Source organism: Croceicoccus bisphenolivorans, assembly GCF_001634625.1.
GTDB lineage: Bacteria > Pseudomonadota > Alphaproteobacteria > Sphingomonadales > Sphingomonadaceae > Croceicoccus > Croceicoccus bisphenolivorans.
On record NZ_LRSE01000002.1, the window covers coordinates 148,745 to 173,267 of the forward strand.

21 protein-coding genes are annotated in these 24,523 nt (G+C 62.0%); 12 read left to right on the plus strand and 9 right to left on the minus strand.

All coding sequences use genetic code 11. From position 1 onward, the window contains the following. Positions 1-35 precede the first annotated feature (35 nt). Positions 36-1,748 (minus strand): FAD-dependent oxidoreductase, encoded by a 1,713-nt coding sequence (locus A7A77_RS02360; RefSeq protein ID WP_066552934.1) that lies wholly within the window; start codon positions 1,746-1,748, stop codon positions 36-38. A gap of 367 nt (positions 1,749-2,115) precedes the next feature. Between A7A77_RS02360 and A7A77_RS02370 the strand changes: the two genes are divergently transcribed. Beyond that, on the plus strand, positions 2,116-2,874 hold the full coding sequence (locus tag A7A77_RS02370) for an SDR family NAD(P)-dependent oxidoreductase (RefSeq protein ID WP_066552938.1): 759 nt from the start codon (positions 2,116-2,118) through the stop codon (positions 2,872-2,874). Positions 2,875-2,928: 54 nt separating this feature from the next. Further along, the gene (locus A7A77_RS02375) at positions 2,929-3,558 is read left to right on the plus strand and encodes a nuclear transport factor 2 family protein (protein ID WP_066552942.1); all 630 of its coding nucleotides are present in this window, start codon (positions 2,929-2,931) and stop codon (positions 3,556-3,558) included. Between the two features lie 272 nt (positions 3,559-3,830). On the opposite strand, the gene purU is transcribed toward A7A77_RS02375, so the two are convergent. From purU to A7A77_RS02415, 8 genes are all read right to left on the minus strand, one after another. Then, positions 3,831-4,685, minus strand: a complete 855-nt coding sequence (gene purU / locus A7A77_RS02380) for a formyltetrahydrofolate deformylase (RefSeq protein ID WP_066552945.1) — start codon at positions 4,683-4,685, stop codon at positions 3,831-3,833. Positions 4,686-4,752: 67 nt separating this feature from the next. Then, on the minus strand, positions 4,753-5,085 hold the full coding sequence (locus tag A7A77_RS02385) for a hypothetical protein (protein ID WP_066553492.1): 333 nt from the start codon (positions 5,083-5,085) through the stop codon (positions 4,753-4,755). A gap of 166 nt (positions 5,086-5,251) precedes the next feature. Further along, positions 5,252-5,488, minus strand: a complete 237-nt coding sequence (locus A7A77_RS02390; protein ID WP_066552949.1) for a hypothetical protein — start codon at positions 5,486-5,488, stop codon at positions 5,252-5,254. After that, positions 5,485-7,116 (minus strand): phytoene desaturase family protein, encoded by a 1,632-nt coding sequence (locus A7A77_RS02395; RefSeq protein ID WP_172799816.1) that lies wholly within the window; start codon positions 7,114-7,116, stop codon positions 5,485-5,487. The genes A7A77_RS02390 and A7A77_RS02395 overlap by 4 nt, the downstream gene beginning before the upstream one ends. Positions 7,117-7,139: 23 nt before the next feature. Beyond that, positions 7,140-7,913, minus strand: a complete 774-nt coding sequence (locus A7A77_RS02400) for an IS481 family transposase (RefSeq protein WP_216635531.1) — start codon at positions 7,911-7,913, stop codon at positions 7,140-7,142. A gap of 475 nt (positions 7,914-8,388) precedes the next feature. Beyond that, entirely contained in the window at positions 8,389-9,597 is a 1,209-nt protein-coding gene (pcaF, locus tag A7A77_RS02405; protein ID WP_066552954.1) for a 3-oxoadipyl-CoA thiolase, read from the minus strand. Between the two features lie 11 nt (positions 9,598-9,608). Next, positions 9,609-10,247, minus strand: a complete 639-nt coding sequence (locus A7A77_RS02410) for a 3-oxoacid CoA-transferase subunit B (protein WP_066552957.1) — start codon at positions 10,245-10,247, stop codon at positions 9,609-9,611. Positions 10,248-10,261: 14 nt separating this feature from the next. Then, positions 10,262-10,963: a 3-oxoacid CoA-transferase subunit A gene (locus tag A7A77_RS02415; RefSeq protein ID WP_066552960.1), complete on the minus strand. Its 702-nt coding sequence runs from the start codon at positions 10,961-10,963 to the stop codon at positions 10,262-10,264. A 110-nt stretch (positions 10,964-11,073) separates the two neighbouring features. Here A7A77_RS02415 and A7A77_RS02420 point away from each other — a divergent pair, with 110 nt between their 5' ends. From A7A77_RS02420 to A7A77_RS02465, 10 genes are all read left to right on the plus strand, one after another. Next, a complete protein-coding gene (locus tag A7A77_RS02420) occupies positions 11,074-11,844 on the plus strand; it encodes an IclR family transcriptional regulator domain-containing protein (RefSeq protein ID WP_066552967.1) in 771 nt (256 codons plus the stop codon). A 299-nt stretch (positions 11,845-12,143) separates the two neighbouring features. Then, a complete protein-coding gene (locus tag A7A77_RS02425; RefSeq protein ID WP_066552969.1) occupies positions 12,144-12,665 on the plus strand; it encodes a MarR family transcriptional regulator in 522 nt (173 codons plus the stop codon). Positions 12,666-12,818: 153 nt separating this feature from the next. Further along, on the plus strand, positions 12,819-14,393 hold the full coding sequence (locus A7A77_RS02430) for a S10 family peptidase (RefSeq protein WP_066552972.1): 1,575 nt from the start codon (positions 12,819-12,821) through the stop codon (positions 14,391-14,393). Further along, the gene (locus tag A7A77_RS02435; RefSeq protein ID WP_066552975.1) at positions 14,390-15,940 is read left to right on the plus strand and encodes a S10 family peptidase; all 1,551 of its coding nucleotides are present in this window, start codon (positions 14,390-14,392) and stop codon (positions 15,938-15,940) included. Before A7A77_RS02430 ends, A7A77_RS02435 begins: the two co-directional genes overlap by 4 nt. A gap of 139 nt (positions 15,941-16,079) precedes the next feature. Then, positions 16,080-17,513, plus strand: coding sequence for an NAD-dependent succinate-semialdehyde dehydrogenase (locus A7A77_RS02440; RefSeq protein WP_245638363.1), 1,434 nt, complete (start codon positions 16,080-16,082; stop codon positions 17,511-17,513). 163 nt (positions 17,514-17,676) lie between these two features. Then, the gene (locus A7A77_RS02445) at positions 17,677-18,858 is read left to right on the plus strand and encodes an aromatic ring-hydroxylating dioxygenase subunit alpha (protein WP_066553501.1); all 1,182 of its coding nucleotides are present in this window, start codon (positions 17,677-17,679) and stop codon (positions 18,856-18,858) included. Then, positions 18,851-20,272 carry an aldehyde dehydrogenase family protein gene (locus A7A77_RS02450; RefSeq protein ID WP_066553511.1) on the plus strand — a complete coding sequence of 474 codons (1,422 nt, stop codon included), beginning with the start codon at positions 18,851-18,853 and terminating at the stop codon, positions 20,270-20,272. The genes A7A77_RS02445 and A7A77_RS02450 overlap by 8 nt, the downstream gene beginning before the upstream one ends. 22 nt (positions 20,273-20,294) lie before the next feature. Further along, positions 20,295-21,401: a histidinol-phosphate transaminase gene (gene hisC, locus A7A77_RS02455; RefSeq protein WP_066552978.1), complete on the plus strand. Its 1,107-nt coding sequence runs from the start codon at positions 20,295-20,297 to the stop codon at positions 21,399-21,401. A 39-nt stretch (positions 21,402-21,440) separates the two neighbouring features. Further along, entirely contained in the window at positions 21,441-23,108 is a 1,668-nt protein-coding gene (locus A7A77_RS02460; RefSeq protein ID WP_066552984.1) for a thiamine pyrophosphate-binding protein, read from the plus strand. A 45-nt stretch (positions 23,109-23,153) separates the two neighbouring features. Then, entirely contained in the window at positions 23,154-24,512 is a 1,359-nt protein-coding gene (locus A7A77_RS02465) for a spinster family MFS transporter (RefSeq protein ID WP_245638364.1), read from the plus strand. Positions 24,513-24,523: the final 11 nt, after the last annotated feature.

A 24,523-nucleotide genomic window follows, 5' to 3' on the forward strand; every position in this document is an offset into this window, starting at 1 on the left:
CTGTCGTGGTTATTGGTTTTGCCGCTGTATCAAAGCTATGCCGCGACATTCGTGCCAGCGGCTGGCGGGAGCGAAGAGTCGTTGGCCGAACTTTCATAGCCCATCAAGCGCGATAACAGCGATCGGGCATTGACGCCTTCGCCCGAACCGCGCCATGCGACGATCTGGTCGGGGCGGACGAGCACCAGATCGGCTTCGTACAGCGCGCGGGCATCTTCGCCGCCAAGATCGATCGTCGCAAGTGCGATACCAAGTTCCGCCGCTGCCGCTGCGAAACCGGCTGCGGCGCCGGGATCGTGACCTTGCATGGCCAGCAGCGCCCAGTCGAAGCCGAGCAGGTCGAAAACGCTGCGGCCATCGCGAAGCCACAGATGCGGCAGGCGACCGCCCGGCGCGGCGGTAGGAACATAAGTGTTCATCTGGTCGGGCGGCAATGTCGATCCGTCGCTGCAGACCACGCTGGAACCGTCATAGCGGCCACCGAAAGTGATGCCCGGAATGTTGAATTCGCGGCGGGCATGACCGTTCAGGTAAATGCCGGCTTCCTTGCGCAGTGCATCGCCCTCCGCTCCTTCGGCTTCAATCCCGGGGTCGGGTACATAGTTGCCGATCGATTCGGCCAGTTGCCGGGCATAGCCGGTATTGCGCACCGCCAGTTGGTGACGTTCGAAGGCATAGCTGGGCAGCAGGCCAGGGCCGGCAACGCCGCTGACCGTCGCAGCAAGTTTCCAGCCCAGGTTCACCGCATCCTCGACCGCCGTGTTGTACCCCAGGCCGCCCGCCGGGGTGAACAGGTGCGCGGCGTCGCCGGCGATGTAGACGCGGCCCGCCCCAAAGCTTTCGGCGACCAGCGCATGCCCCGCAATCCAGGTGTCGACCGCCAGCAATTCCATATCGAGTGAAACGCCCATGGCCTGCATGAACAGTTCTTTCGCCCGTTCGTCGCTGACATCCTCGCTCTCGTCGGGTTTGAGCTGGGTGTGAAACGCGAACTCGTCCTGACCGTTGACTGCGGCGCACCATGACCGCCGCTCGGGGTTGAAGGCCCAGTACATCCAGGCGCGAGCATGGGGCACCTTGTCGTAGAAATCGGCCGAACGGAAATAGATCGCGACCATCTTGCCGCCGAAGAAATCCCGCTGGACACCGGTTTCACCCGCATAGCGAATGCCAAGCTGGCGCCGGACGAAGCTGCGCGCACCGTCCGCACCGATCAGGTAGTCCGCTTCGATGGTATCGGTTTCGCCAGTCACGACGTTTTCGACAACGGCACGCACCGACTGTTCCCCCGCCTCGAAGCTGGTCAGCCGCACACCGTAATTGATCGAAGTTTCCGCCAGGCTTTCGGCATGCTTGCGCATCACCGCCTCTACATATTTCTGTGAAACCCGGTGCGGCAGTTCGGCCGCGTTCCAGGTGCCGGATTCGCGGGCGACAGCGCCCGCTTCAGCCGACGAGGGCAGTTCGAAGCGGGCGAGTTCCAGCCCGGTGTACCGGGTGAAATAGGCAATGTCGGTGGGATAGTCGGCAGGTAGCCCGGCAGCGCGGATTTCGTCGGCAAAGCCCATCCGGCGGAAATATTCCATCGTACGGGCCTGCGTGGCATTGGCCTGAGGGTTGATCGCGGTCCGGTTTTTCGAATCGACCAGGATCGATTGGACGCCGCGACGGCCGAGTTCCATCGCCAGCATCAGGCCGCAGGGCCCCCCACCGACAATCAGCACAGGCGCTTTGGGCGCAATCCCCATTTCCTCTTCCCTCCGTTCAACCGGTCTATCCGGGCTATCTAGTAACTAAACCTGTCTATTATGTCTATGCAGCAATCGCCCCGATCATCAATTTATTCCACTTAAGATGGGTTTTTTAAGGCAATTGAGCTGTTTTAGGCGACAATCCTATAATCAGGATGCATTACCATATTGCCAGCATGCTGGGGCGGGTGTATCGCTGCTCGGCGCAAATCCCGGGCTGGCGAAGCGGCGCTATGGAAAGCTGCCGGGGCGGCAAGCGGTTCGGGCTGATAATGGCGATGGCGGACGCCGTCGATCATCGTCCATGGTTGAGCATGAATACGATCAGGCTTCCGTAGAGAGAGCGGTTTTGAGAGGAGATCATATGTCGGAGCGTCGTCGCGCAATCGTTGTCGGAGGGGCCGGCGGCCTGGGCAGCGAAATCTGTCGCAAGCTTGCGTCGGAAGGTCATCGCGTCGTGATCGCAGATTTCGATCTTGCACGGGCACAGGCACTGTTGCCGACGCTGGACGGCGCTGGTCACGTTGCGGTTCACATCGATGTGACGAAGGACGAGTTGGTTGATTCCGTATTCGAGGCGGAGGAGGCCAACGCACCTCTGGGTATTCTGGTGATCGCGTCGGGCGGTCCGGTAGTTCACCTGGGTCAGGCGGTAAACGTGGCCACGATGGCGATCGCCGACTGGGAACGGACGCTGTCTCTCAATCTCACCGGCGTGTTCCGCTGCATTCAGAAATTCGCCCAGCTGCGCATGGCCAGCCCGGTCGAGGATGCGCGTATCGTCATCGTCGGATCGGCGGCTGGCCTGGTTGCGGGCAACGGGACCGACGTGGCCTATTCGGTGTCCAAGGCGGCGCTGTTCGGCCTTGCTCGTCAGGCTGCGTTCGAACTGGCGAGCGCCGGAATCACGGTAAACGTCGTGGCGCCGGGCCCGGTCGGGACCGAGGAGTTCCACCGCAACACCAATGAGCAGATCCGCGCTGCGATCGCCTCCAAATCGGTACTGAACCGGCTGGCAACACCGGAAGAAGTTGCCGGTGGCGTCATGTATCTCCTGTCGCCTGCGGCTTCGTACGTCACCGGCGCCACGATCGATATCAACGGCGGCATCCACATGCGCTGAGCGCGGGCGATGACTCCCGTTGCGCCTCGTCAGCTTGTTTTTAGGAACTGAATTATGACTGCATCCATTGACGAATTATCCGTGAACGCGGCCGACCGTGACCGCGCCGAGGTTCGGCAACTGGTCGAAAACTGGGTCGTCTGGCGTGACGCCGGTGACTGGGATCGCTTCCGCACGGTGTGGCACGACGACGGACGGATGATGGCCACCTGGTGTCAGGCCAGCGCCGACGGTTTTATCGAAGCCAGCCGTGCCGGATGGGACAAGGGTGTCAGCATCCTCCACTTCCTCGGCGGCCATGCGTCCGACATCGTTGGCGATCGGGCGATCGCGCAGACCAAGATGACGATCAGCCAGCGTGCACTGGTGCACGGCGTGGCGGTGGACGTGGTGTGCACCGGCCGGTTCTACGACTTCCTTGAAAAGCGTGAAGGCCAATGGGGCATGGTGCTGCGCCAACCGATTTACGAAAAGGACCGGATGGACCCGATCGATCCGGCGGCTCGGTTGGAGCTGGACCGAAACCTGCTCGAACGCTTTCCCGAAGGGTATCGGCATCTGGCCTATCTGCAGACCGGGATCGGTTACGAAGTGAAGGGGGACATGCCCGGTCTCAAGGGGCCGGAAGTGCAGGCTCTATATGCGCGGGGCAAGGCGTGGCTTTCCGGCGGTTCACCGGATTGAGCGGGCTGACCGTTCGCATACGCGACGGTGCGGGCGATGCGCAGCGCCGTTTGGACGGCGAGAATTTGGCGATGATGACCGATGGTTCGATCCCGGCTCGGCCTACGGCGTAGACGCCGATCGGATCGAACCATACGACCAGCCCCCGCCTCGCGCAGGTCATCGTGTCGCGCGTAGTTGTCGACAGGGCACGCTCGTCGAAAGCCCGCTGCCTAGCGATGTGGCGGTGATCCGTTCGTTTCTGGTGGGGCAGGCGGCATGGCACCGGCGGGTCAGCTTTGGAACACGATCGTCCGCGCGCCGCTCAAAAGAACACGATCTTCGAGGTGCAGGCGGACGGCACGGGCGAGAACCCTGCGCTCGATGTCGCGCCCCTTACGGACCAGATCGTCCGGCGAGTCGGCGTGGCTGATCTGTTCGACATCCTGGGCGATGATCGGACCTTCATCGAGATCGGCGGTCACGTAGTGCGCGGTCGCCCCGATCATCTTCACGCCGCGTTCGTGCGCCTGGTGGTAAGGCTTGGCGCCCTTGAATCCTGGTAGAAAGCTATGGTGGATGTTGATGCAGCGGCCCGCGAGATAGCCGGCGAGATCGTCGGACAGGATCTGCATGTATCGGGCCAGCACGATGAGGTCTGCGCCGCTTTCCTCTATGATGGCCTTGATCTGCGCTTCCTGTTGCGGCTTGGTCTCGCGGGTGACGGGTAGATGGTGATAGGGCAGGTCGCCCAGCAGTGAGGTCTTCAGATGATCGCGCGCATGGTTCGAAACGACGCCCACGACGTTCATCGCCAGTTCGCCGGTTCGCTGGCGATAGAGCAGGTCGCCCAGGCAGTGATCGAATTTCGAAACCAGCAGCAACACGTTCTTGCGCTCGTCAAGAGGTGCGATTTCCCACGTCATGGTGTGGTTGTCGGCCAGTTGCGAAAATGCTGAGGTCAGCGCCTGCATCGCGGCGGTGTCGACATCGAACACGATGCGCATGAAGAACAGGCCGGTCGCCGCTTCGTCGAATTGCTGCGCTTCAACGATGTTGCCGCCGCCGGCGGCAAGGCAACCGGCAACGGCCGCCACAAGCCCGGGCCGGTCGGCGCACGACAGCGTAAGGACGAACCGGTTTGTCATCTAAATCTCCATTTGAAAAAGCGGTGATGAAGGTGGCCGGGCGCGGGGGCTGGCGCCGCCCGGCGCGCTATCGCATCACCAGATAGTTGACCGGGTCGACGGTCGTTACCCGGACGGCCACCTTCACATCGGCGATCCCGCGCAAGACCATCCGCAATTCTTCGCACGCGGCGACGATCGACTCCCGAGTTCGCTCCGGCTTGGGCAAAATCTGCATCTCCACGGCGAACTGCGCCTGATCGGCAAGACCGGAAACCGGCACGATCGCCAGTTGGGCAAGATCGAGAGGGACCGCCAGCCTGTCGCAAAGCAGCGCGCGCATGGCGGGCAAGGCAGCGTGGAGTGCCTTGATAGTCTCCGTGCCCATCGCCTGATCGGCGAAGATCTTCATGTTCGGCATGAAAACACCCTTCACGAAACGCGCTGTGAAACCAATGCGACGGCGGCTATCGGCCACTGCCATATCGCCGGGCTGGCAGGGTGGCGAAACACTACCGCCCCCTCGCGCCGGCCCAGCCCTATGTCCGCATTGCCCGGGCCGCCCGTGGCTGGCCTGCCAATGCCGCCTACGCCTTCGACGCGTCGGCCTTGGTCGACGATCGGAACGGCATGGTCAGGACGAACCAGATGATCCCCGGCGTCAGGAGCGACAGGAGGTTGCGCACTTCTTCGGGACGCAGCCGCGCCGTCATCGGCATTGCGCCGTAGATCTTGCCGCGAATGACAAGATCGTTGCCCTCGCGCTCCAGTTCGCTGATCGCCATCAGCTCGCCCTTGTTGGCGTCGAAAATCTTTGCGGTCATTGTGCGACTACCTTGTCGAAGTTGATGCCTAGATCATCGCAGATCCTGATCGCCGTCGGCCGGCCGATTCCGAACACACCGCCACCGGGGTGCATGAACGGCCCGCACAGGTACAGGCGGTCCACGCCGGGCACGGCATATTGCGACAGTTCGGGGGTGGGGCGATATCCGCTGAGGTGGAAGAATTGCGAACCCAGGCCGCCAGCGTCGCCATAGAGCATGCTGTTGGGCGACCACCGCGTCATGTCGAGCGGGGAATCGACCGTGCGCTGAAGAATATTGTCCTTCACGCCGGGTATGAAGTGGTCCAGCCGTTCGATCAGCCGGTCCGCGACCTGCTCCTTTATGCTGTCCCACTTCTGCGGCCCGCCGTCGGCCAGATTGTATGGCTGGAACGAGAGGACGTAGAGCAGCGCCTTGCCCTCGGGCTGGCGACCGGGCATCGCCATCGCCCCGCCGCTCAGCAGCGGATTGTCGAGCGAGGTTCGCCCGTGGCGCAGCGGATCATACGATTGCAGGTATTCGGTAAGGGTATTTGCAGAGACGAATTCGCCGAAACCGTCGGTTCCCTCTGTGCCGTCCGGCCCCTTGCGGTTGAGCGGCCGATCGAGCGCGGCGTCGATCTTGACGAGCGAGAACGGTGCAGGAAGCGTGCGCTTGGCGCGGGCGAGCACATCGGGCTCTATCCCGTCGACGAACCTGTCGAGGTGGTGCGGGTGGATCGAGGCGACGACGGCATCCCTGGCAACAAACTGCCGCCCGTCGGTCGTTTCCACGCCGGTTGCTCGTCCTCCGCTGGTGAGGACGCGGGCAACCTCGCAGTTGGTGATCACATCGCCGCCGTGATGTTCGATACACCGGGCCAGTGCGGTGGCCAGCATCCCGCTGCCGCCGATCGGCATGCCCACGCCATATTTGTGCGCGAAGGCGGGTGTCATGAGCATGGCGATGCCGGTGCCCATGTCATCGGGAAACTGCGGGAACCCTTCGGAGGTCAGCCGGAGCAGGTGGATTTTCAGCAGGTCACTCTCGAACAGTTCGTTCACGATCTGCAGCGGGCTGCGCAGCATATAGTCGATGACCCGGCGGCCATCCTCGCTCTGCTCCAGAATGCCCAGGAACACCGACATCGGCAGGGGCACAGTGAACATGCCTGCCACCACCATCGGCAGGATGCGCATGCCCCAGACGACGAATTCGCGGTAGGTTTCGGCATCTTTCAGCGAAAACTGCGCGATCTGATCGCACATCGCATCCAGATCGAGCAGATGATGCAAGGTGCGGTAATCGTCGAGGACAGTCGTTGCCATCGCGGGAGGGCGGAAATATTGCAGCCCGAACTGCGAGAGAAGGCCAAGCTCGTCGTTCAGGATCATCGGATTGGCTTGTGCCATCGCGTGCACGACCGAATGTTTGTCGTACTTGAAGCCGGGCGCATCGCGTTCCAGCGTCACGGCGCCGCCGCCGATAACGTCGTTGCGTTCCAGCACAGCGACTTTCTTCCCGGCCTTGGCCAGGTAGGCTGCCGCGCCCAGTGTGTTCTGGCCGCTGCCCATCACCACGATATCATAAGTTTCGGTCATGTCGCTCTCTGCATATGGATGGTCGTTGATCGAAGCGCTGGCCATTGGCCGCTTCGATCGGTTGCCCGTCATATGCCGCGCATCCGCTCTCTTTTTCTATTCCTGATTGGTCCCACGGTTTGATGGTACGCGTCGGACACAAAGAGATGTGGATGGGTTTCGCGCATCCGGGTGACGTAATTGTGCGGGGTCAGCCCGCGCAGGCATTTCAACTTGCGCTTGTAATTCAGCGTGAACAGAAAATGGGCGATATAGGTTTCGACATCTTCCAGGCTATCGTAAAGAAAGCCGAGCTTTCCGAATTCGCTTGGCGATCGCCCCTCACTGGTCAACCAGCCACCCTCAAGATGGTAGATCCTGTGAACGATGCGATAGTGCGCGCAGCGGTCCCCGAAAGCCTGGCTGGCGAAATGGCCGGTCGGCGCTTCGAGATAGCGGATCGGGTAAACGCTCTGGATGCGGCTGCTGGTGAATACGGTGTGGACCCGGTACGGGATGGCGGCGATCAGCGCGTCGAGAAATTTGACCGTTGTCGCCTTGCTCGTGCGTCTCACCAGATAAGTGAACGTGAATTTGCTGACGCGATCGGTCGCTGCGTAGAGGTAGAGCTTGCCTTCCGCAGTACGGATTTCCGTCAGAGAGAGAAGAAACATCCCGATCCGGGCGGCAGGGGGGCGCCGTTCCGCACCGTGGTCGATGTCGATCCTCGGCAATTGGCTGATGCCATGACGCTGAAAACAGCGATGCAGCGATGATCGCGTGAGGTGCGGGATCGATATCTGCAAAGCGTAAAGGCAATCGTCGAGCGGCAGCATGGCATGTCGCCGGAACGTGACCGCCATCGCTTCCTCTTCTACCGACAGCGAAGTGGAGCGCGGTTCGGCCGGGCCACGCTTCAGATCGTGGACGAATGCGCGCTTTTTCCATTTCGCAACTGTCTTGGGATTGATGCCATAGGTCTTGGCCAAGGCCCGGACACTGCGCGAACTGCGTTGAATTGCGTCGCGCTCTGCGGCGGTAGTGGCCTCGGCCATGTCCGGCATTCGTGCTATTTACCCATCCTCGTTTCCGGCACTCGTACAGTATTCGCATCCGCCATCCGTGTCATCGCGAACACATGCAAGGTCAGCGGTCATCTCACGCCGCGCAAACAAACCGGACAGAAGACCGGGCCCTGCCCGATCATTGTACCAACTCGATTCACCCCTTTACGCGCAAGAGTCATCCTATAATGCTGAATCTGCCACAGCCGCGTGAGCTTTCCGGTTCGAGCCTCCAGTCGACCAGACAAATTCGCCCTGATCATCCCGATCGGTATCACACCTGCTCAATCGCCAGCGCCAGCCCCATGCCGACTCCGACACACAAGGTCGCAAGGCCGCGTCGGCCGCCGGTCTTTTCGAGGTGATGAACCAGGCTCAATGCGATGCGCGCGCCTGACATGCCTAGCGGATGACCTAGTGCGATTGCGCCGCCGTTCGGGTTCACATGCGGTGCATCGTCGGCAAGGCCCAGGCCGCGGGTGACGGCAAGAGCCTGGGCGGCGAAGGCTTCGTTCAGTTCGATCGCGTCGAAATCGCCGATGGTCATGCCGAGACGGGCAAGCAGCTTGTTTGTCGCGGGCAAGGGGCCGATGCCCATCACGCGCGGTTCGACCCCGGCGCTGGCCATCCCCAGTATCCGTGCGCGCGGCCTGAGGCCGTGAGCCTTGGCGGCGGCTTCGCTGGCGACGATCATCGCCGCCGCGCCATCGTTGATGCCCGATGCGTTGCCAGCGGTGACGGTGCCTTCGGGGCCGAACAGCGGCTTTAGCCGGGCAAGCGTTTCGATCGTCGTGTCTGCGCGTGGGTGCTCGTCGGTATCGGCAATGCTCGTCTCGCCCTTCTGGCGCCCCGGCACGGTGACCGGCACGATCTCTTCCGCGAAGAAGCCGTTGCGCTGCGCGGCAGCGGTACGTTCCTGGCTGCGCAAGGCGAATGCGTCCTGATCGACGCGCGAAATGCGATGATCCTGTGCGACGTTCTCTCCGGTGCGCGGCATTGTCTCGGTGCCGTAAAGCGCGTCGAGCGCCGGGTTGACGAAGCGCCAGCCCATTGTCGTATCTTCCAGTTTTTGCCCGCGGCCAAAGGCAGTTTCGGCCTTGCCCATCACGAACGGTGCGCGGGTCATGCTTTCAACCCCGCCGGCGATCGCGACGTTAAGTTCGCCGGCGCCGATCGCCCGCGCCGCGGCGCCTACGGCGTCGAGGCCGGATGCGCAAAGGCGATTAAGCGTAACGCCTGGCACGTCGCACGGCAGGCCGGCGAGAAGCAGGCTCATCCGCGCGACATTGCGGTTGTCTTCGCCTGACTGATTGGCACAGCCATAGAACACCTCTTCGATGGCGACCGGGTCGAGCGTCGGATTGCGCTCGATCAGAGCCCGCAGCGGCACGGCGCCAAGGTCGTCGGCGCGCACTTGCGCCAGCATGCCGCCATAGCGGCCTATTGGGGTGCGGACGGCGTCGCAGATGAAAGCCGGGGTCATCTATATTCCTTTCAGGCGAGCGCGAGGGGCAGGCCGGTCATGCCGCGCAGATCGTCGAGGGTGAGGCCATCGATCATCTCGACGACGCGGGCGCCATCCGGGCCGAGTTCGAAGACCGCCCGGTCGGTGTAGACCCGCGAAACGCAGGCGATCCCGGTCAGCGCATAGCTACACCGCTCCACCAGCTTGCTCTGCCCATCCTTGGTCAGAAGCTCCATCATGACGAAAGTCTGCTTGGCTCCGATGGCAAGGTCCATCGCGCCGCCCACTGCCGGGATCGCACCAGGTTGGCCGGTATGCCAGTTGGCCAGATCGCCGGTTACCGAAACCTGGAATGCGCCAAGCACGCAGATGTCGAGATGCCCGCCGCGCATCATTGCGAAGCTGTCGGCATGATGAAAGTAGCAGCCCCCGGTAAGCAAGGTCACCGCTTGCTTGCCAGCGTTGATGAGGTCCCAATCCTCCTGCCCCTTTTCGGGCGCGGGCCCCATGCCGAGAAGGCCGTTCTCGCTTTGCAGGAAGATATCGCGGTCGACGGGCAGGTAATCGGCCACTTTGGTCGGCAGGCCAATGCCAAGGTTCACGTAGGCGCCTTCGGGAATGTCGCGGGCGACACGGGCGGCGATCTGGTCTCTGGTAAGCGGGTTCATGGCGATGCTTCCGTTCAGGCGGCGGTTGCCGTGGGGGCGACCAGTGGGGAGGGCTGTCCAATCTGGATCAGGCGCTGAACGAAGATGCCGGGGGTCACCACCGCTTCGGGATCGAGTTCGCCTAGCGGGACGACTTGCGCAACCTGGGCGATCGTGGCCTTGGCGGCCATTGCCATGATCGGCCCGAAATTGCGCGCCGTCTTGCGATAGACCAGATTGCCCCAGCGATCGCCGCGATCCGCCTTGATCAGGGCGAAATCGGCATGGATCGGATATTCCAGAACGTAGTTGCGTCCGTTGATGGTGCGCGTTTCCTTGCCTTCGGCCAGCAGTGTGCCGAACCCGGTTGGCGTGAAGATCGCGCCCAAGCCGGCGCCCGCCGCGTGGATGCGCGCGGCAAGGTTTCCTTGCGGCACCAGTTCCAGCTCGATCTCGCCGGCGCGGTAGCGCGCGTCGAAATGATGCGAATCGCTTTGTCGCGGGAACGAGCAGATGATCTTGCGCACCCGTCCGGCCTTGATAAGCGCGGCAACGCCCGTCTCTCCGTTTCCGGCATTGTTGTTGATGATCGTCAGGCCGCCGATGCCGCGCGCGATCAGCGCGTCGATCAGTTGGTCGGGCATCCCCGCGGTTCCAAAGCCGCCGATCATCACCGACGCACCGTCGAAGATATCGGCAACCGCCGCCTCTGCCGAGGCCATCGTCTTGTCCACCATGCGAATCTCCCTCTCCGGCAACCGGCTTCCATCTGATCTCTGAACCGGTTCGATCTTGTGTCAACCGATAAACATGATATTGTCCGATTATCGGTTACTTCAGGTGCGTGATGGATCAATTGCTTGATGCTGGGGGTGATCCCGAATTTATGACCTCTCTGGCGCGCGGGCTGGCGGTGCTGCGCTGCTTTGCCGACGAGCAGCAGCCCATGACAATCGCTCAGGCCAGCCGCCTGACTGGGCTCAGCCGTCCATCTGTGAAACGGTGCCTGCACACGCTGGTTCGCTTGGGGTATGCCGTGCAAAATGGCGTGCAATATTCGCTGCGGCCCAAGGTCCTGGCGCTTGGCCATGCCTATTTGTCGTCGAGCAGCCTGGCGATGCGCGCCCAGCCGCTGCTCGATCAGCTGCGTGACGATTTGGGCGAATCCTGCTCTCTAGGCGTGGTCGAGGAGGACGAGGTTTACTACGTGGCCCGCGCCGAAGTTTCGCGCATCATGTCGATCGCGTTGCGCGTCGGCAGTCGCGTGCCGCTTTACTGCACGTCGATGGGCCGCGTCCTGCTGGCCGGGCAGAGCCGGGCGGAGCAGGAGGCCTATTTGCGACGGACCGATCTTGTGGCGCTCACCGGCGCCACTGAAACCGATCCCGCTGCGCTTCTCGCCATCCTCGCCAAAGTGGCCGATGAAGGTCACGCCATCGTGGATCAGGAACTGGAGGCGGGCTTGCGCTCTGTGGCAGTGCCGGTGATTGCCAAGGGTGGCGTTCACGCCGCGATCAACATTGGCGTCGCAGCCGGGCGGGTCGGGTTGACCGAACTGCGCACCCGTTATCTGCCTGCCCTGAACCGGGTGGCGCGCGACCTGGCGGCGATCATATGAGGCGCGTCGGCCACCTCGCTGCTCAGGCCACCCGGCCTCGCGCCGGGCTCCATCGCCGCCCGGCGCGGTATATATGTGGTATATATGTTGTGAGATCGTCGTAACCGCTTGAAGAGCCGAATGACGGCCGGCGGGAAACGGTGCTCCTCGAACGAAATGTATTTTGTGCCGGTTCCACAGGCGGAGACAGTTCAGCGTTAGACTGATGGCACTTCATTTGAGGCAATACCTTTGCAAAAAAAAAATCCGACGGGCAAAAGGAAGGGTAAGCCCACCAAAAGCTCAATAAGGACGAAGCATTGACCACTGATCCGCAAGCTGAGATTCTGCATGGTGCGGATCAGCACAAGCCTGGCCCGCCGCGGCCACAGCATATCTGGTTTAAGTTCCAGCGTGCGCGCGACAGGCTGGCGGCCCAGTTTCGCCGGGTGTTCGATCCTTTCAATCTGACCGATCCGCAGTGGCGCGTTCTGCGTGCTCTCAGTGTTGCCGGAGAGCTCGACACAATGACGCTGGCGGATCGCGCCTTTCTGCTCAGCCCCAGCCTTTCACGCATTCTGCGTGATCTGCTGGCGCGCAATCTGATCGAGCGATGCGTGGATGCTACCGATGCCCGACGGTTCTTCTACATGCTGACCGCAGATGGGCATGATATGGTTCGTCGCGTTCAGCCGCGCTTTCAGCCGATCTATGACCGTATATCGGAAGAGATGCCCGAGGCTGACATCGTGCAGCTCTGCGAATTGCTCGACCGGATGTCGGCCATTCTCGTACGCGATATCGTGCTCGACGATGCGGTCCTGGAACCCGCGGAGAAGTAGGTTCACCACGTAAACGCAAACGGTTTGACACAAAAACTTAATGTGTTAAGTTTTCTGTATCGAGGGCAGACGGCGATTCACGAATTGTCGGTTTTCCCTGCCCGAACGCGCGGTCGCCACCGCGCGCCAGCATCCGGAAGACAGGAGCCGTAAATGGTGAATTGCTTGGGTCGTGCAAGGGCGATTGCCTTTGCCTTGTTCTCTTCGGCTTCGATACTTGCCGTGACGCTGCCGTCAGCCCACGCGGCGGATATGAAGCAGCCAACTGCCGAAGAAGGGCCGGCCGCGCAGACTGCGGCGATGGAAACCCAAACCGGCAAAGTGCGGCGCATTACGGTTGACGGGAAAGTTATCACGTACCGGGCAAGTGCGGGCACCCTGATCATCAGCGATGATGCCGGCAAGCCAACTGCGACGATGTTTTACGTGGCTTATACCAAGGAGGGCACCGACGCGAAGGATCGACCGGTGACGTTCCTGACCAATGGCGGGCCGGGTTCGGCAAGCCTCTGGCTCAACATTGGCGGCTTCGGACCGTTGCGTGCGCCCACCGCTACGCCCCGCGCCACCTTGCCTGCGCCATATCGCGAACAGGAAAATCCCTTCACCCTACTTGGCGAATCGGATTTGGTGTTCCTGGATGCCATCGGTACCGGCTATTCGCGCACCATCGGCGATACTCCGGTCAACGCCTACTGGGGCGTGGATCAGGATATCGACGCCTTTGCGCGTGGCATCACCCGCTACATTACAAAGTTCGATCGCTGGAATTCCCCGAGGTTCCTGTTCGGCGAGTCCTATGGCACGACGCGCTCCGCTGGGCTGGTTTACAAGCTCCAGAATCAGGGGCTTGATTTCAACGGTGTCATCCTGCTGTCCACGCTGCTGAATTTTGGTACGGGTTTTCAGGGCAGCGACATCGATGCAATCAACTTCGTGCCTACGCTGGCGGCAACAGCGTGGTATCATAACCGCTCTGCCAGCCATCCGGCAGATCTGGATGCCTATCTTGCGCAAGCACGGGAATTCGCCTTCGGCCCTTATGCTTCGGCGCTGCTGAAAGGTGACAGTCTTTCGGCCGAAGAGGAAGATAGCGTCGCGCGCCAGCTCGGCGGGTTCACCGGTCTTTCGGTCGAGTTCCTCAAGAAGAACCGCCTGCGGGTCGGCATGGAGCAGTATCGTAACGAACTGCTGCGCGATCAGGGCATCATCATCGGTCGGTTCGATACGCGCTTTACGGCCCCGGCATCATTTGCCTCCGGTGACGGCGCTTTCGATCCTGCGACCAACGACGCCGCGACGGCTGGTGTGACCAGTGCGCATCTTTCGCTGTTCCGCCAGCATCTGGTCCGCGACATCGGCTATACCAGCGAATTGCATTACCGTCCGCTCTACAATGCCGTGATCGAGCCGCAGTGGGACAACCGGCACAAGGCGCCGGGCATTGACCGGCCTTTGCCGTTCGCGAACACCGGGCTGGATCTGGCCGGAGCGTTGCAGCGCAATCCCAATCTCAAGGTGCTGGTCATGGGCGGCGTCTATGATCTTGCGACGCCTTACGCCGGCGCGGAATACGATATCTCGCAGCTTTATCTCACGCCCAACCTGCGTCAGAATATTCGGTTCGCGCATTACCGTTCCGGTCATATGACTTATGTCGACGATACGGCCTCGGCAGAGATGAAGGCCGATCTCGAAAAGTTCTACAGCTGGGCGATGCAGCGGTGAGGGGGGCTGTATTCGCCCCGCGCGCTGCCGCCGCGCTTGCGCTGTTTGCCGCCGCTCTTGCACCAGCGGCGGTTCATGCGGAAGCGATCAGGCGGGAGGCCGACACGCCCGCGGCCGAAATCCGCCCGCCCATTGCGGAGCGCAGGGTTGATACCCGCCATAGCGTAGCCGTTGACGGCCGCACGATAACCTATACGGCCAGCGCCGGAACCCTGACCCTGCGCGATGGGGAAGGGCTGGCGAAGGCGAGCATGTTCTATGTCGCCTATGTGGCGGATCGACCCAAAGGTGCACCTGAACGGCCCGTGACGTTCCTCTATAATGGCGGCCCCGGTTCATCGTCGATCTGGCTGCACATGGCGTCGTTCGCGCCGGTGCGGGTGCCGGTGGGAATTGATGCGGGGCCTGGCACCGCGCTACGCCTCGCGCCCAATCCCGCAACGCTGCTGGGACAGACCGACATGGTCTTCCTTGACGCGATCGGCACCGGCTATTCCGATGTCTTTGATCCCGAGGAAGGCAAATCCTATTGGGGGCATGATCCGGATTCGGCGTCCTTCACCCAGGCGATCCGTCGTTATCTCGACATCAATGGCCGCTGGCAGTCTCCGAAATACCTGTTCGGCGAGTCCTATGGCACGACGCGGTCCGCGATTACCGCGCTGATGTTGCACAAGGCAGGTGTGCAACTGGACGGGATCATCCTCATGTCCTCCATCCTGAATTTTGCCCAGCATGCACCCGGACTCGACCGGATGGCGATCAACCAGGTGCCGACTTATGCGGCATCCGCGTGGTATCACGGGAAAGTGGATCGCGGTGTGAGCCTGGACGCACACGTCGAAAAGGCACGGCGATTTGCAAGCGGTCCCTACACGCTGGCTTTGGCCAAGGGCCACGATCTTCCCGATGCCGAGCGCGATGCAGTGGCCGCGCAGATGGCGGCGCTTACGGGGCTGTCGGTGGATTATCTGGTTCAGTCACAGCTGCGCGTCATGCCGGACCGGTTTCGCAAGGAACTGCTTCGCGGCGAGGGCAGGGTGCTAGGCGAACTCGATACCCGCTTCACGGGTTACGAAAGCGATGACGCTGCGTCAGACACTTCGACGGATCCCGCAGGTGATGCCATCAAGGGGCCGGTGATTTCGAGCTTCCTGACTTACGTGCGCAAGGATCTGAATTATCGGACTGACCAGCCATATCATGTGTCCAGCCCTAAGAACCTGTTGGGGATCTGGGACTGGAGCCACGTACCACCAAGGGGCGAGAAGCAGAACGCGATGGCCGACGTTGCGCTGGACCTTGCCGAGGCCATGCGCCGCAATCCCGAAATGCGTGTGTTGGCGCTGAACGGGTATTATGACCTGTCAACGCCGTTTTTCGCGACCGAATATGACCTTTCCCACATGCTGCTGCCGAAAGCGCTGCGCGGAAACCTGACAGAGCATTCTTATGCCTCAGGCCACATGATTTACCTCGATCCGCAATCGTTGCAGCAGGTTCACAACGATGTCTCGGCGTTCCTGACCAGGCGCTCGGGCGGTTGATCCGTCCGACATTACCCTGTGTTCGCGCCGGTTAATGGGCGCGCGCACTTGCGGAAAGGCAGCTGCGGATCTGGCATCCGCTTATGCCTTCTCGCCATCGATATCACACGCGAATTACAGCATTTGGGAGCTTGATCAGGTGGACTATACGCTCAAGCCTGGGGCATGTCTGATCGACGGTGAATGGGTCGCCGGTCATGATGTGCGGGCGGTCACCAATCCTGCCGATGACAGCATCGTGGGCCGCGTTCCCTGGCTTGGTGCGGAGGCTGCGCAGCATGCGGTTGCAGCGGCTGAACGGGCCCTGCCGGCCTGGCGTGCCCGCCCGGCTGCCGACCGTGCCGCGATCCTGATGCGTTTCCACGCGTTGATCCTGTCCAACGAACAGGTGCTGGCCGAAATCCTGACGGCGGAGCAGGGCAAGCCGTTGATGGAAGCGCGCGGTGAAATCCGTTATGCGGCCAGCTTCATCCAGTGGTTTGCCGAAGAGGGTAAGCGCGCCTACGGCGATGTCATTCCCTCTAACGATCGCGACAGGCGCATCATCGTTTTGAAGCAGCCTGTTGGCGTCGTGGCGGCGATCACGCCCTGGAACTTTCCGGCCGCTATGGTCACGCGCAAGATTGGCCCCGCGCTGTCCGCAGGGTGCACGGTCGTGCTGAAGCCTGCCGAGCAGACGCCGATGACGGCGTTGGCGCTTGGTGTGCTGGCGCAGCAGGCCGGGGTTCCAGCAGGTGTGCTCAACATCGTCTGCGGCGATCCGCGGGAAATTGGCAAAGTGCTGACTGATAGTCCGGTGGTGCGCAAGCTCACATTCACCGGATCCACCGAAGTGGGGGCATTGCTCTATGCCCAATGTGCCCCGGGGATTAAGAAGCTGAGTCTCGAACTTGGCGGCAACGCACCGTTCATCGTTTTCGACGATGCCGATATCAATGCGGCCGTGGAAGGCGCCCTGCTTTCCAAGTTCCGCAATGCGGGCCAGACCTGTGTTTGCGCCAACCGCTTCTATGTGCAGGCCGGCGTTCACGATCGCTTTGTCGCGGCCTTTGCCCAAGCTGCGGGCGATCTTGTGGTCGCTCCTGGCAACGAGCCCGGAGCTGTGGTCGGCCCGCTGGTTGATGACGCGGCGGTGGCCAAAGTGCGTGCGCATGTGTCCGATGCCGTGGCACAGGGCGCCAGCATCATGACCGGAGGGGATCTGTCCGATCGCGGCGGACGATTTTTCCGCCCTACTGTGCTGGCCGGTGTACATGGCGGCATGGAGGCCGCTCAGCATGAGACCTTCGGACCACTGGCGCCAGTAATACGCTTCGAAACCGAGGAAGAAGTGATCGCGCAGGCCAACGCTACGCCGTTCGGGCTCGCTGCCTACTTCTATTCCCGTGATATCGGGCGTGTGTGGCGCGTGGCAGAAGCGATTGAGGCCGGGATGGTTGGCGTCAACACGGGCCTGATTTCGACCGAAGTCGCACCTTTCGGCGGGATCAAGGCTTCGGGGCTGGGGCGAGAAGGGTCTCGCTATGGGCTCGATGACTATCTGGAAATCAAGACCGTGAGTCTGGCGTTATGACCGTCGGCGGAAGCGCAGTCTGTCAGCAAGTGGCAGTGCGGAGGCTCTGAGTTTAATCGGGGTCGGCACTTGCAAAACATGTGAAATAAATATATAACACGTTAAATGATTTTTGGGCGGGCAAAACCGCAGAAATACAGCGTGTTGGTCGAAGGGAATGATCATGCTGAGTGCATATTCGATGCCGGAGGGGCAATTCGATGCGGATCTGACCAGGGTCGGGCGCGGAACGCCGATGGGCGAACTGTTGCGCCGTTATTGGCATCCGGTTGGTCTGGTCGAGGATGCCGGCGCAACGCCGCGCCAGATCCGCGTGCTGGGCGAGGATTTGATACTGTTTCGGGACGGCACCGGGCGGCCGGGCCTGCTGCACCCCCGTTGTGCGCATCGTGGATCGTCTCTGCTCTATGGTCGCACGGAAGAGCGGGGTATCCGCTGCTGCTACCACGGCTGGCTTTTCGACGTGGAGGGCAACTGCCTTGAACAGCCCTGCGAACCGAAGCAGGGCGCGGCATCCTGTTCCAAGGTGCAGCAGCCCGGCTATCCGGTTGAGGAGCGCTACGGCCTGATATTCGCGTACATGGGTCCGCTTGAGCGCAAGCCGGTGCTGCCCCGTTACAATGTGCTGGAAGATCTGGAGCCCGGCGAGATCATCGAGGCGGACGATACCAGCATTGGCAGCGGCGGTCCGGTGATCGTGCCGTGTAACTGGCTTCAGCACTATGAAAACGTGATGGACCCCTTTCATGTGCCGATCCTCCACGGGTCTTTCAGTGGTCCGCAGTTCAATGCGCAGATGGGCCTGATGCCGGTGGTCAAGTTTAGCGAGACCGACCGGGGCATCCTGAGCGTGCAGCGCCGTGAACTGGGCGAAGGCAAAGTGCACAGGCGTGTTACGGAGGCGGTGTTGCCGACGGTGCGGGCCGTTGCCAGCCCGCGTGCCAAGAGGGACGGACCGTGTACCCTGCTGGGCTGGGTCATGCCGATCGATGATACCCATTTCCGCATTTATTCGGCGGGCCGGGTGACGGAACCGGGGTCGCTCAAGACCATTCGCACGCATCACAACGGCAAGCTCTGGCGGGATCTCACGCCGGAAGAGCATCGCGACTTTCCGGGCGACTACGAAGCGCACGTCAGCCAGGGCGACATCACGCTGCATTCTGCCGAACATCTTGTGACGTCCGATCGCGGTATCGGCATGCTGCGCAGGATGTTCCGCCAGCAGGTGCGGGCAGTTGCGGAGGGGCAGGACCCTATCGGCACCGCGTTTGATCCTGCCGCAATCCTGGTGGAACTCGATGCGGGCACGGAAGTGGTGGATGCAGGAGCGGCCGATGCGTGAGATTCCAGGCGGCTTCATCGACGGGCATTGGGTGAATAGCGAGGCGCCGGGCCGCATTGCGATCATCAATCCGGCCAACGGCCAGGCAATTGGCCATGCGCCTGCTGGCTGCGAGACCGATGTGGCCAAAGCGGTAGTCGCCGCGCACGGGGCTTTCGCTGGCTGGGCGTCCACTCCTGTGGCGGAGCGGATCGCCATCCTGCGCCGCGCGCGTGACGGAATCTCCAAGCGCAGCGATGAGATCGCCGCGCTGATCACGCAGCAGATGGGTACCCCAATTTCGTTTTCGAAAGCGGCACAGATCGGTCTGCCCTTGCGTAACTTCGACGTGACTCTCGCCGCGATGGAAGAAATCGCGGGAGAAGAAGTGACGCTAGGCCGGTCGCGCATATTTCGTGATCCGGTCGGAGTTGTCGCTGCGATCACGCCGTGGAACTTCCCGCTGCACCAGATCGTCGCCAAGGTCGTTCCCGCCTTGCTGGCGGGTTGCACCGTAGTTCTCAAGCCAAGCGAACTTACGCCGTTCGATGCTGCGGTGTTCGCCGAAATCCTGAATGATGCCGGGGTTCCGGCAGGTGCGTTCAATCTCGTATTCGGCGGCGCTGAAACGGGCGCGGCGCTGGTTGAACACCCCGGCGTTGATATGATCAGCTTCACCGGCTCGACACGGGCCGGGCGGTCCATCGCGGCGATCGCGGGCGGCAGCCTCAAGAAGGTGTCGCTCGAACTCGGCGGCAAGTCGGCCAATATATTGCTTGACGATGTCGATTACGAAAAGGTGGCCCCCGCCGCGCTGCAGCAGTGCTTTGTCAATGCGGGGCAAACCTGTGCAGCGCTGACGCGGCTGATCGTGCCGCGGCAGCACAAGGAGCGCGTCGAACAGCTGGTGGGGCAGCTTGCCGATGGCTGGCAGCCCGGTGATCCGGATCTTCCGGATACACGGATGGGACCAATGGCTTCGTTCGTGCAGCAGGGCCGGGCAAAGCGCATGGTTGCGGCGGCGGTGAAGGAAGGCGCGCGAATCGTCTCGAACGGCGCAGAGCTTCCGGAAGGCCTAAACGCCGGTGCCTACATGACTCCGGTCGTACTCAGCGACGTCGATTCCGACATGGACATCGTGCGCGATGAAGTGTTCGGCCCGGTGCTGTGCATCCTTGCCCATGATGGCGACGAGGACGCCGTGCGCATAGCCAATGACAGTGAATACGGCCTCTCCGGCGGCGTCTGGTCTGCCGACGAGAACAGGGCCTTTGCAGTCGCCCGGCGGATTCGCACCGGACAGGTCGTTATCAACGGCGCGATGCTGGACCTGGAAGCACCCTTCGGCGGCGTCAAGCAGTCCGGGCTGGGGCGTGAATACGGACGTCACGGCATTGAGGAATTTTTCAATCTGAAAGCGATCACGCGTCCATGACGCGGCGAGGCGAGGTTTACGCATGAACGACTATGGCAATCCGCTCACCCACGTGGTTTCGATCCCGCCCTATCCACCCGGGCGGCCGACCGATGCCGTCGCGCGCGAATTCGGCCTCGATCCCGCGAGCATCGTGAAGCTTGCATCGAACGAGAGCCCGCAAGGCGTTGCGCCCGGCGTCATCGCGGCTCTGGCTGCGGTGGATTCGATGTCGCACATCTATCCGGATTTCGATTGCTATGATTTGCGCCACGCGATTGCTGCAGATGTGGGCATGGAGCCGGATCAGGTCCTTCCTGGCGCGGGGTCGAGCGAGATCATCCTGCTGGCGGCTCGCGCCTATCTGGATGCAACGCGCAAGGCGGTCATCCCGCAATACGGGTTCCAGTCGTACGAAGGCGCGGTGCGGTCCGTCGGCGCGACGCCGGTGTTCGTGCCGGTAAAGGACTGGGTGCCCGATATCGACGCGATGCTCGCCGCCGTCGACGAAGATGTCCACCTCGTCTATCTCGCGTCGCCTAACAATCCGACGGGCACGGTGCTGCCGCGTGCAGAGATCGAACGGTTCGCGCAGGCGCTGCCGCCGCATGTCGTGCTGGTGCTCGACGAGGCTTATCGCGAGTTCCTGGCGCCCGAGGATCGTCCCGACATCGCGCGCCTGTTCCAGATACGCCGCAATCTGATCGTGATGCGCACTTTCTCCAAGATTCACGGGCTGGCAGGCCTGCGTGTCGGCTATGGTCTGGGCGACAGTGCGCTGCTGCAAATCCTGCGCAGGCTGCAGCTACCCTTTTCGGTCAGCGCCCAGGCGCAGGCTGCGGCGATCGCATCGCTTGACGATCCTGCCTTCACCGAACGCAACCGGATCGAAAACCACAGCGAACGGGCGCGTGTTGCGGCCGCGCTCGAAACGGCGGGCATTCGGATACTGCCTTCGGGCGGCAACTTTCTCCTGCTGGATGTTGGCGACGGCGCGATGGTCAGCCGCGAGCTGATGCGGCGTGGCGTGATCATTCGTCCTGTCGGCAACTACGGTCTGCCGTCTTGGATCCGTACCACGATCGGCCTCCCGCGCGAGAACGATGTGTTCCTTGGCGCGCTGAACGAAGTTCTGCGCACGGCCAGCTGAGCCGCAGCCCCTTCCAGCTCCTGATATCGAAAGACCCGAATGACAAATTATCAAGCCGTTGAGCGAACCGGCGGGCAGGCCCTCGTCGCACAATTGATCGAAGAGGGCGTCGAAAACGTTTTCGGCATTCCCGGTGTCCAGCTCGATTGGGCGGTGGAAGCGCTGCGCGAGGCGCAGGATCGCATTCGTTTCGTCGTCCCGCGCCATGAACAGGCTGCGTCCTACATGGCCGATGGTTATGCGCGTTCGACCGGGCGCGAAGGCGTGTGCATGGTCGTGCCCGGACCGGGCGTGCTGAATGCTCTTTCGGGGATTTCCACGTCGTTGGCCTGTAATTCCCGTGTGCTCATGATCGCCGGCCAGATCACGTCCACGAAGATAGGCAAGGGTTTTGGTCTGTTGCATGAGCTGCCTGACCAATCGGGCGTGCTCAAGTCGTTGACCAAGTGGCATGGCATCGCGACGCGGCCCGAGGATATTCCGGGGCTGGTGCATGAAGCGTTCGTGCAGTTGCGTTCGGGGCGGCCCCGCCCCGTTGCGATCGAGTTGCCGCCCGACGTGCTGGAAGCGAAGGCCGAAATCGGTATCCTTCCCCGCGCGCCGGAAAACAGGACCATGCCCGATGCGGACCAGATCGCACAGGCGGCTGCCCTTCTGGCCGATGCGCGTCTCCCGGTAATCTATGCCGGTGGCGGTGTCATGGCTTCGGGCGCGGCGGAGGCCGTGCAGGCGCTTGCCGAGCGTCTTCAGGCGCCAGTGCTGATGACCGAGGGCGGGCGCGGTACGTTGGACGACAGGCACCCGCTGGCGTTGACCAGCCTTGGTGGCCGCGTGTTGCTGCCGCACACCGATGTCTTGCTGGTGGCGGGCAGCCGTTTCGTGGACGGGATCGCACGTCCCGCTTTCGCGAGTGAGGACTGCCGGATCGTCTACCTGAACATCGAAGCGCAGGACATGGCGGGGCCGAGGCAGGGGGGGCTGGCGATCGAGGCTGATGTTCGCGCGGGCATCGAAGCCCTGCTCGATGCGCTCCCCGCAGGGCTCGAAGCCCCGAGCCGGAGCGACACTGTCGCTGCGGTGCGGCAATGGTGCGAGACCCAAGTCGCCGCCATCGCTCCGCAGACGGACTACGTTGCAGCGCTGCGCAGCACGATGGACGACAAGGATATCCTGGTGAGCGAACTGACGCAGGTCGGTTACTACGCCAATATCGCGTATCCTGTTCATGCAGCACGCACGCTGATCACGCCGGGCTATCAGGGTACGCTTGGTTATGGTTTCAACACCGCGCTCGGCGTTGCGGTGGGCAATCCCGGACAGCGCGTCGTTTCGCTTAACGGCGATGGCGGCTTCGCGTGGGGGATGCAGGAACTGTCGACGCTGGCGCGCGACGAGCTTAATCTCTCGCTGATCGTGTTCGTGGACGGCCGCTATGGCAATGTCCACCGTATCCAGAAGCGTACGTTCGGACAAACCTTTGTAACCGAGCTACGCAATCCGGATTTTATGAAGCTGGCAGCAGCCTATGACATTCCGGCGGAAGCCGTCGATACTCCGGATGGGCTGGCGCATGCGCTCAGAACTGCCCGGGAGCGTGGCGGACCAGCGCTGATCGCGGTGCATGTGGAAGAGATGCCCAGCCCCTGGGCGCTGATCCATCCGTTCGTGCCGCCGCCAAGCCCTCCTCCGCCGAACCCGCTGGGTTGAGCCAAGGAAAAGTAGAGCAACATGAAGGGTCCGGGAACAAGCGGTATGAATGAACAAAAGGCAGACAGCGGTCGCGGTCAGACCACGTCCGGATACCGTTATGGTTGGTATACCACGGCAGTGCTGATGGTGGCATATACCTTCTCGTTCCTCGACCGCCAGATTCTCAATCTCATGGTGGGCCCGATCAAGGCGGATCTGGGCATAAGCGATTTGCAGTTTGCCATTCTGACGGGCGGCGCGTTCGGGATTTTCTACACGATCATGGGGTTGCCGATCGGCTGGTTGGCCGACCGCTATCCGCGCAAGTGGATCATCTCGGGCGGGATTGCCGCGTGGAGCCTGATGACCGTGCTATGCGGTCTCGCGCGGACATTTCCGCAGCTTGTGCTGGCACGCATCGGCGTCGGCGTGGGAGAGGCGACGTTGTCGCCTTCGGCGCATTCAATGCTGTCGGACCTGTTTGACAAGACGCGCCTGCCCAAGGCGATGAGCCTGTACACGATCGGCATCTATATCGGCGCGGGGATCGCGATGATCGTCGGTGGTACCGTGGTGGGAATGATCGACCGGACGCCGGACATCGTGTTGCCCGTGCTTGGCCACATGCGGTCATGGCATCTGGTATTCATTGCCGTTGGATTGCCGGGGCTGTTGGTTGCCTTGTGGGTGACTACCTTGCGCGAACCCGAGCGCGTGCTGAGACATGACGAAACCCCGGAATCCGCTACGCAAGGATTTTCTCTGCGACGCATTTGGGGTTTCCTGGCCGATCAGCCGCTAATGTCGGTTTCGCTGTTCCTTGGTGCCGCGACTTTTTCGGTTCTCAGCTATACCGACAACTGGTTTCCCGAACTTTTCATCCGCAGCTGGGGTTGGGGGGCGCAGCGCACCGGGCTGGTGATCGGGTCCGTGTCGCTTGTCGCGGGGCCGCTGGGCATGCTGGCCGCGGGCTGGTGGTCCAGCCGGATGATCGAACGGGGGCAAGTGGACGGGTGTCTGCGGCTTACGGCTTATGCAGCCGCGGCGATCGCTGTGCCGGCGGTTTTGATGCCGCTGATGCCCAACCCCGTGCTGATGGCCATTCTCGTTGTGCCGATCAAGTTTTTCGGTGGTTTCACGCCTGTTCTTATCCCTGCCGCAATCCAGATGATTGCGCCGGTCGATCTACGAGCCCAGCTTGGCGCCTTCTTTATGTTCACGGTCGGCATCGTCGGTGTTTCGTTCGGCCCGATCCTGCCGGCGGTGCTCACCGATTATGTGTTCAAAGACGAAATGGCACTCCATTTCTCGCTTGCGCTTACGTCGGCTGTCGTGGCGCCTCTGGCTTTCTTGCTGCTGTGGGTTGGCATGCGTCAATACCGGGCACGTCTTGAGGCACTTGAAGCGGGCACCGCAATCTAGGCTAGGCGCAG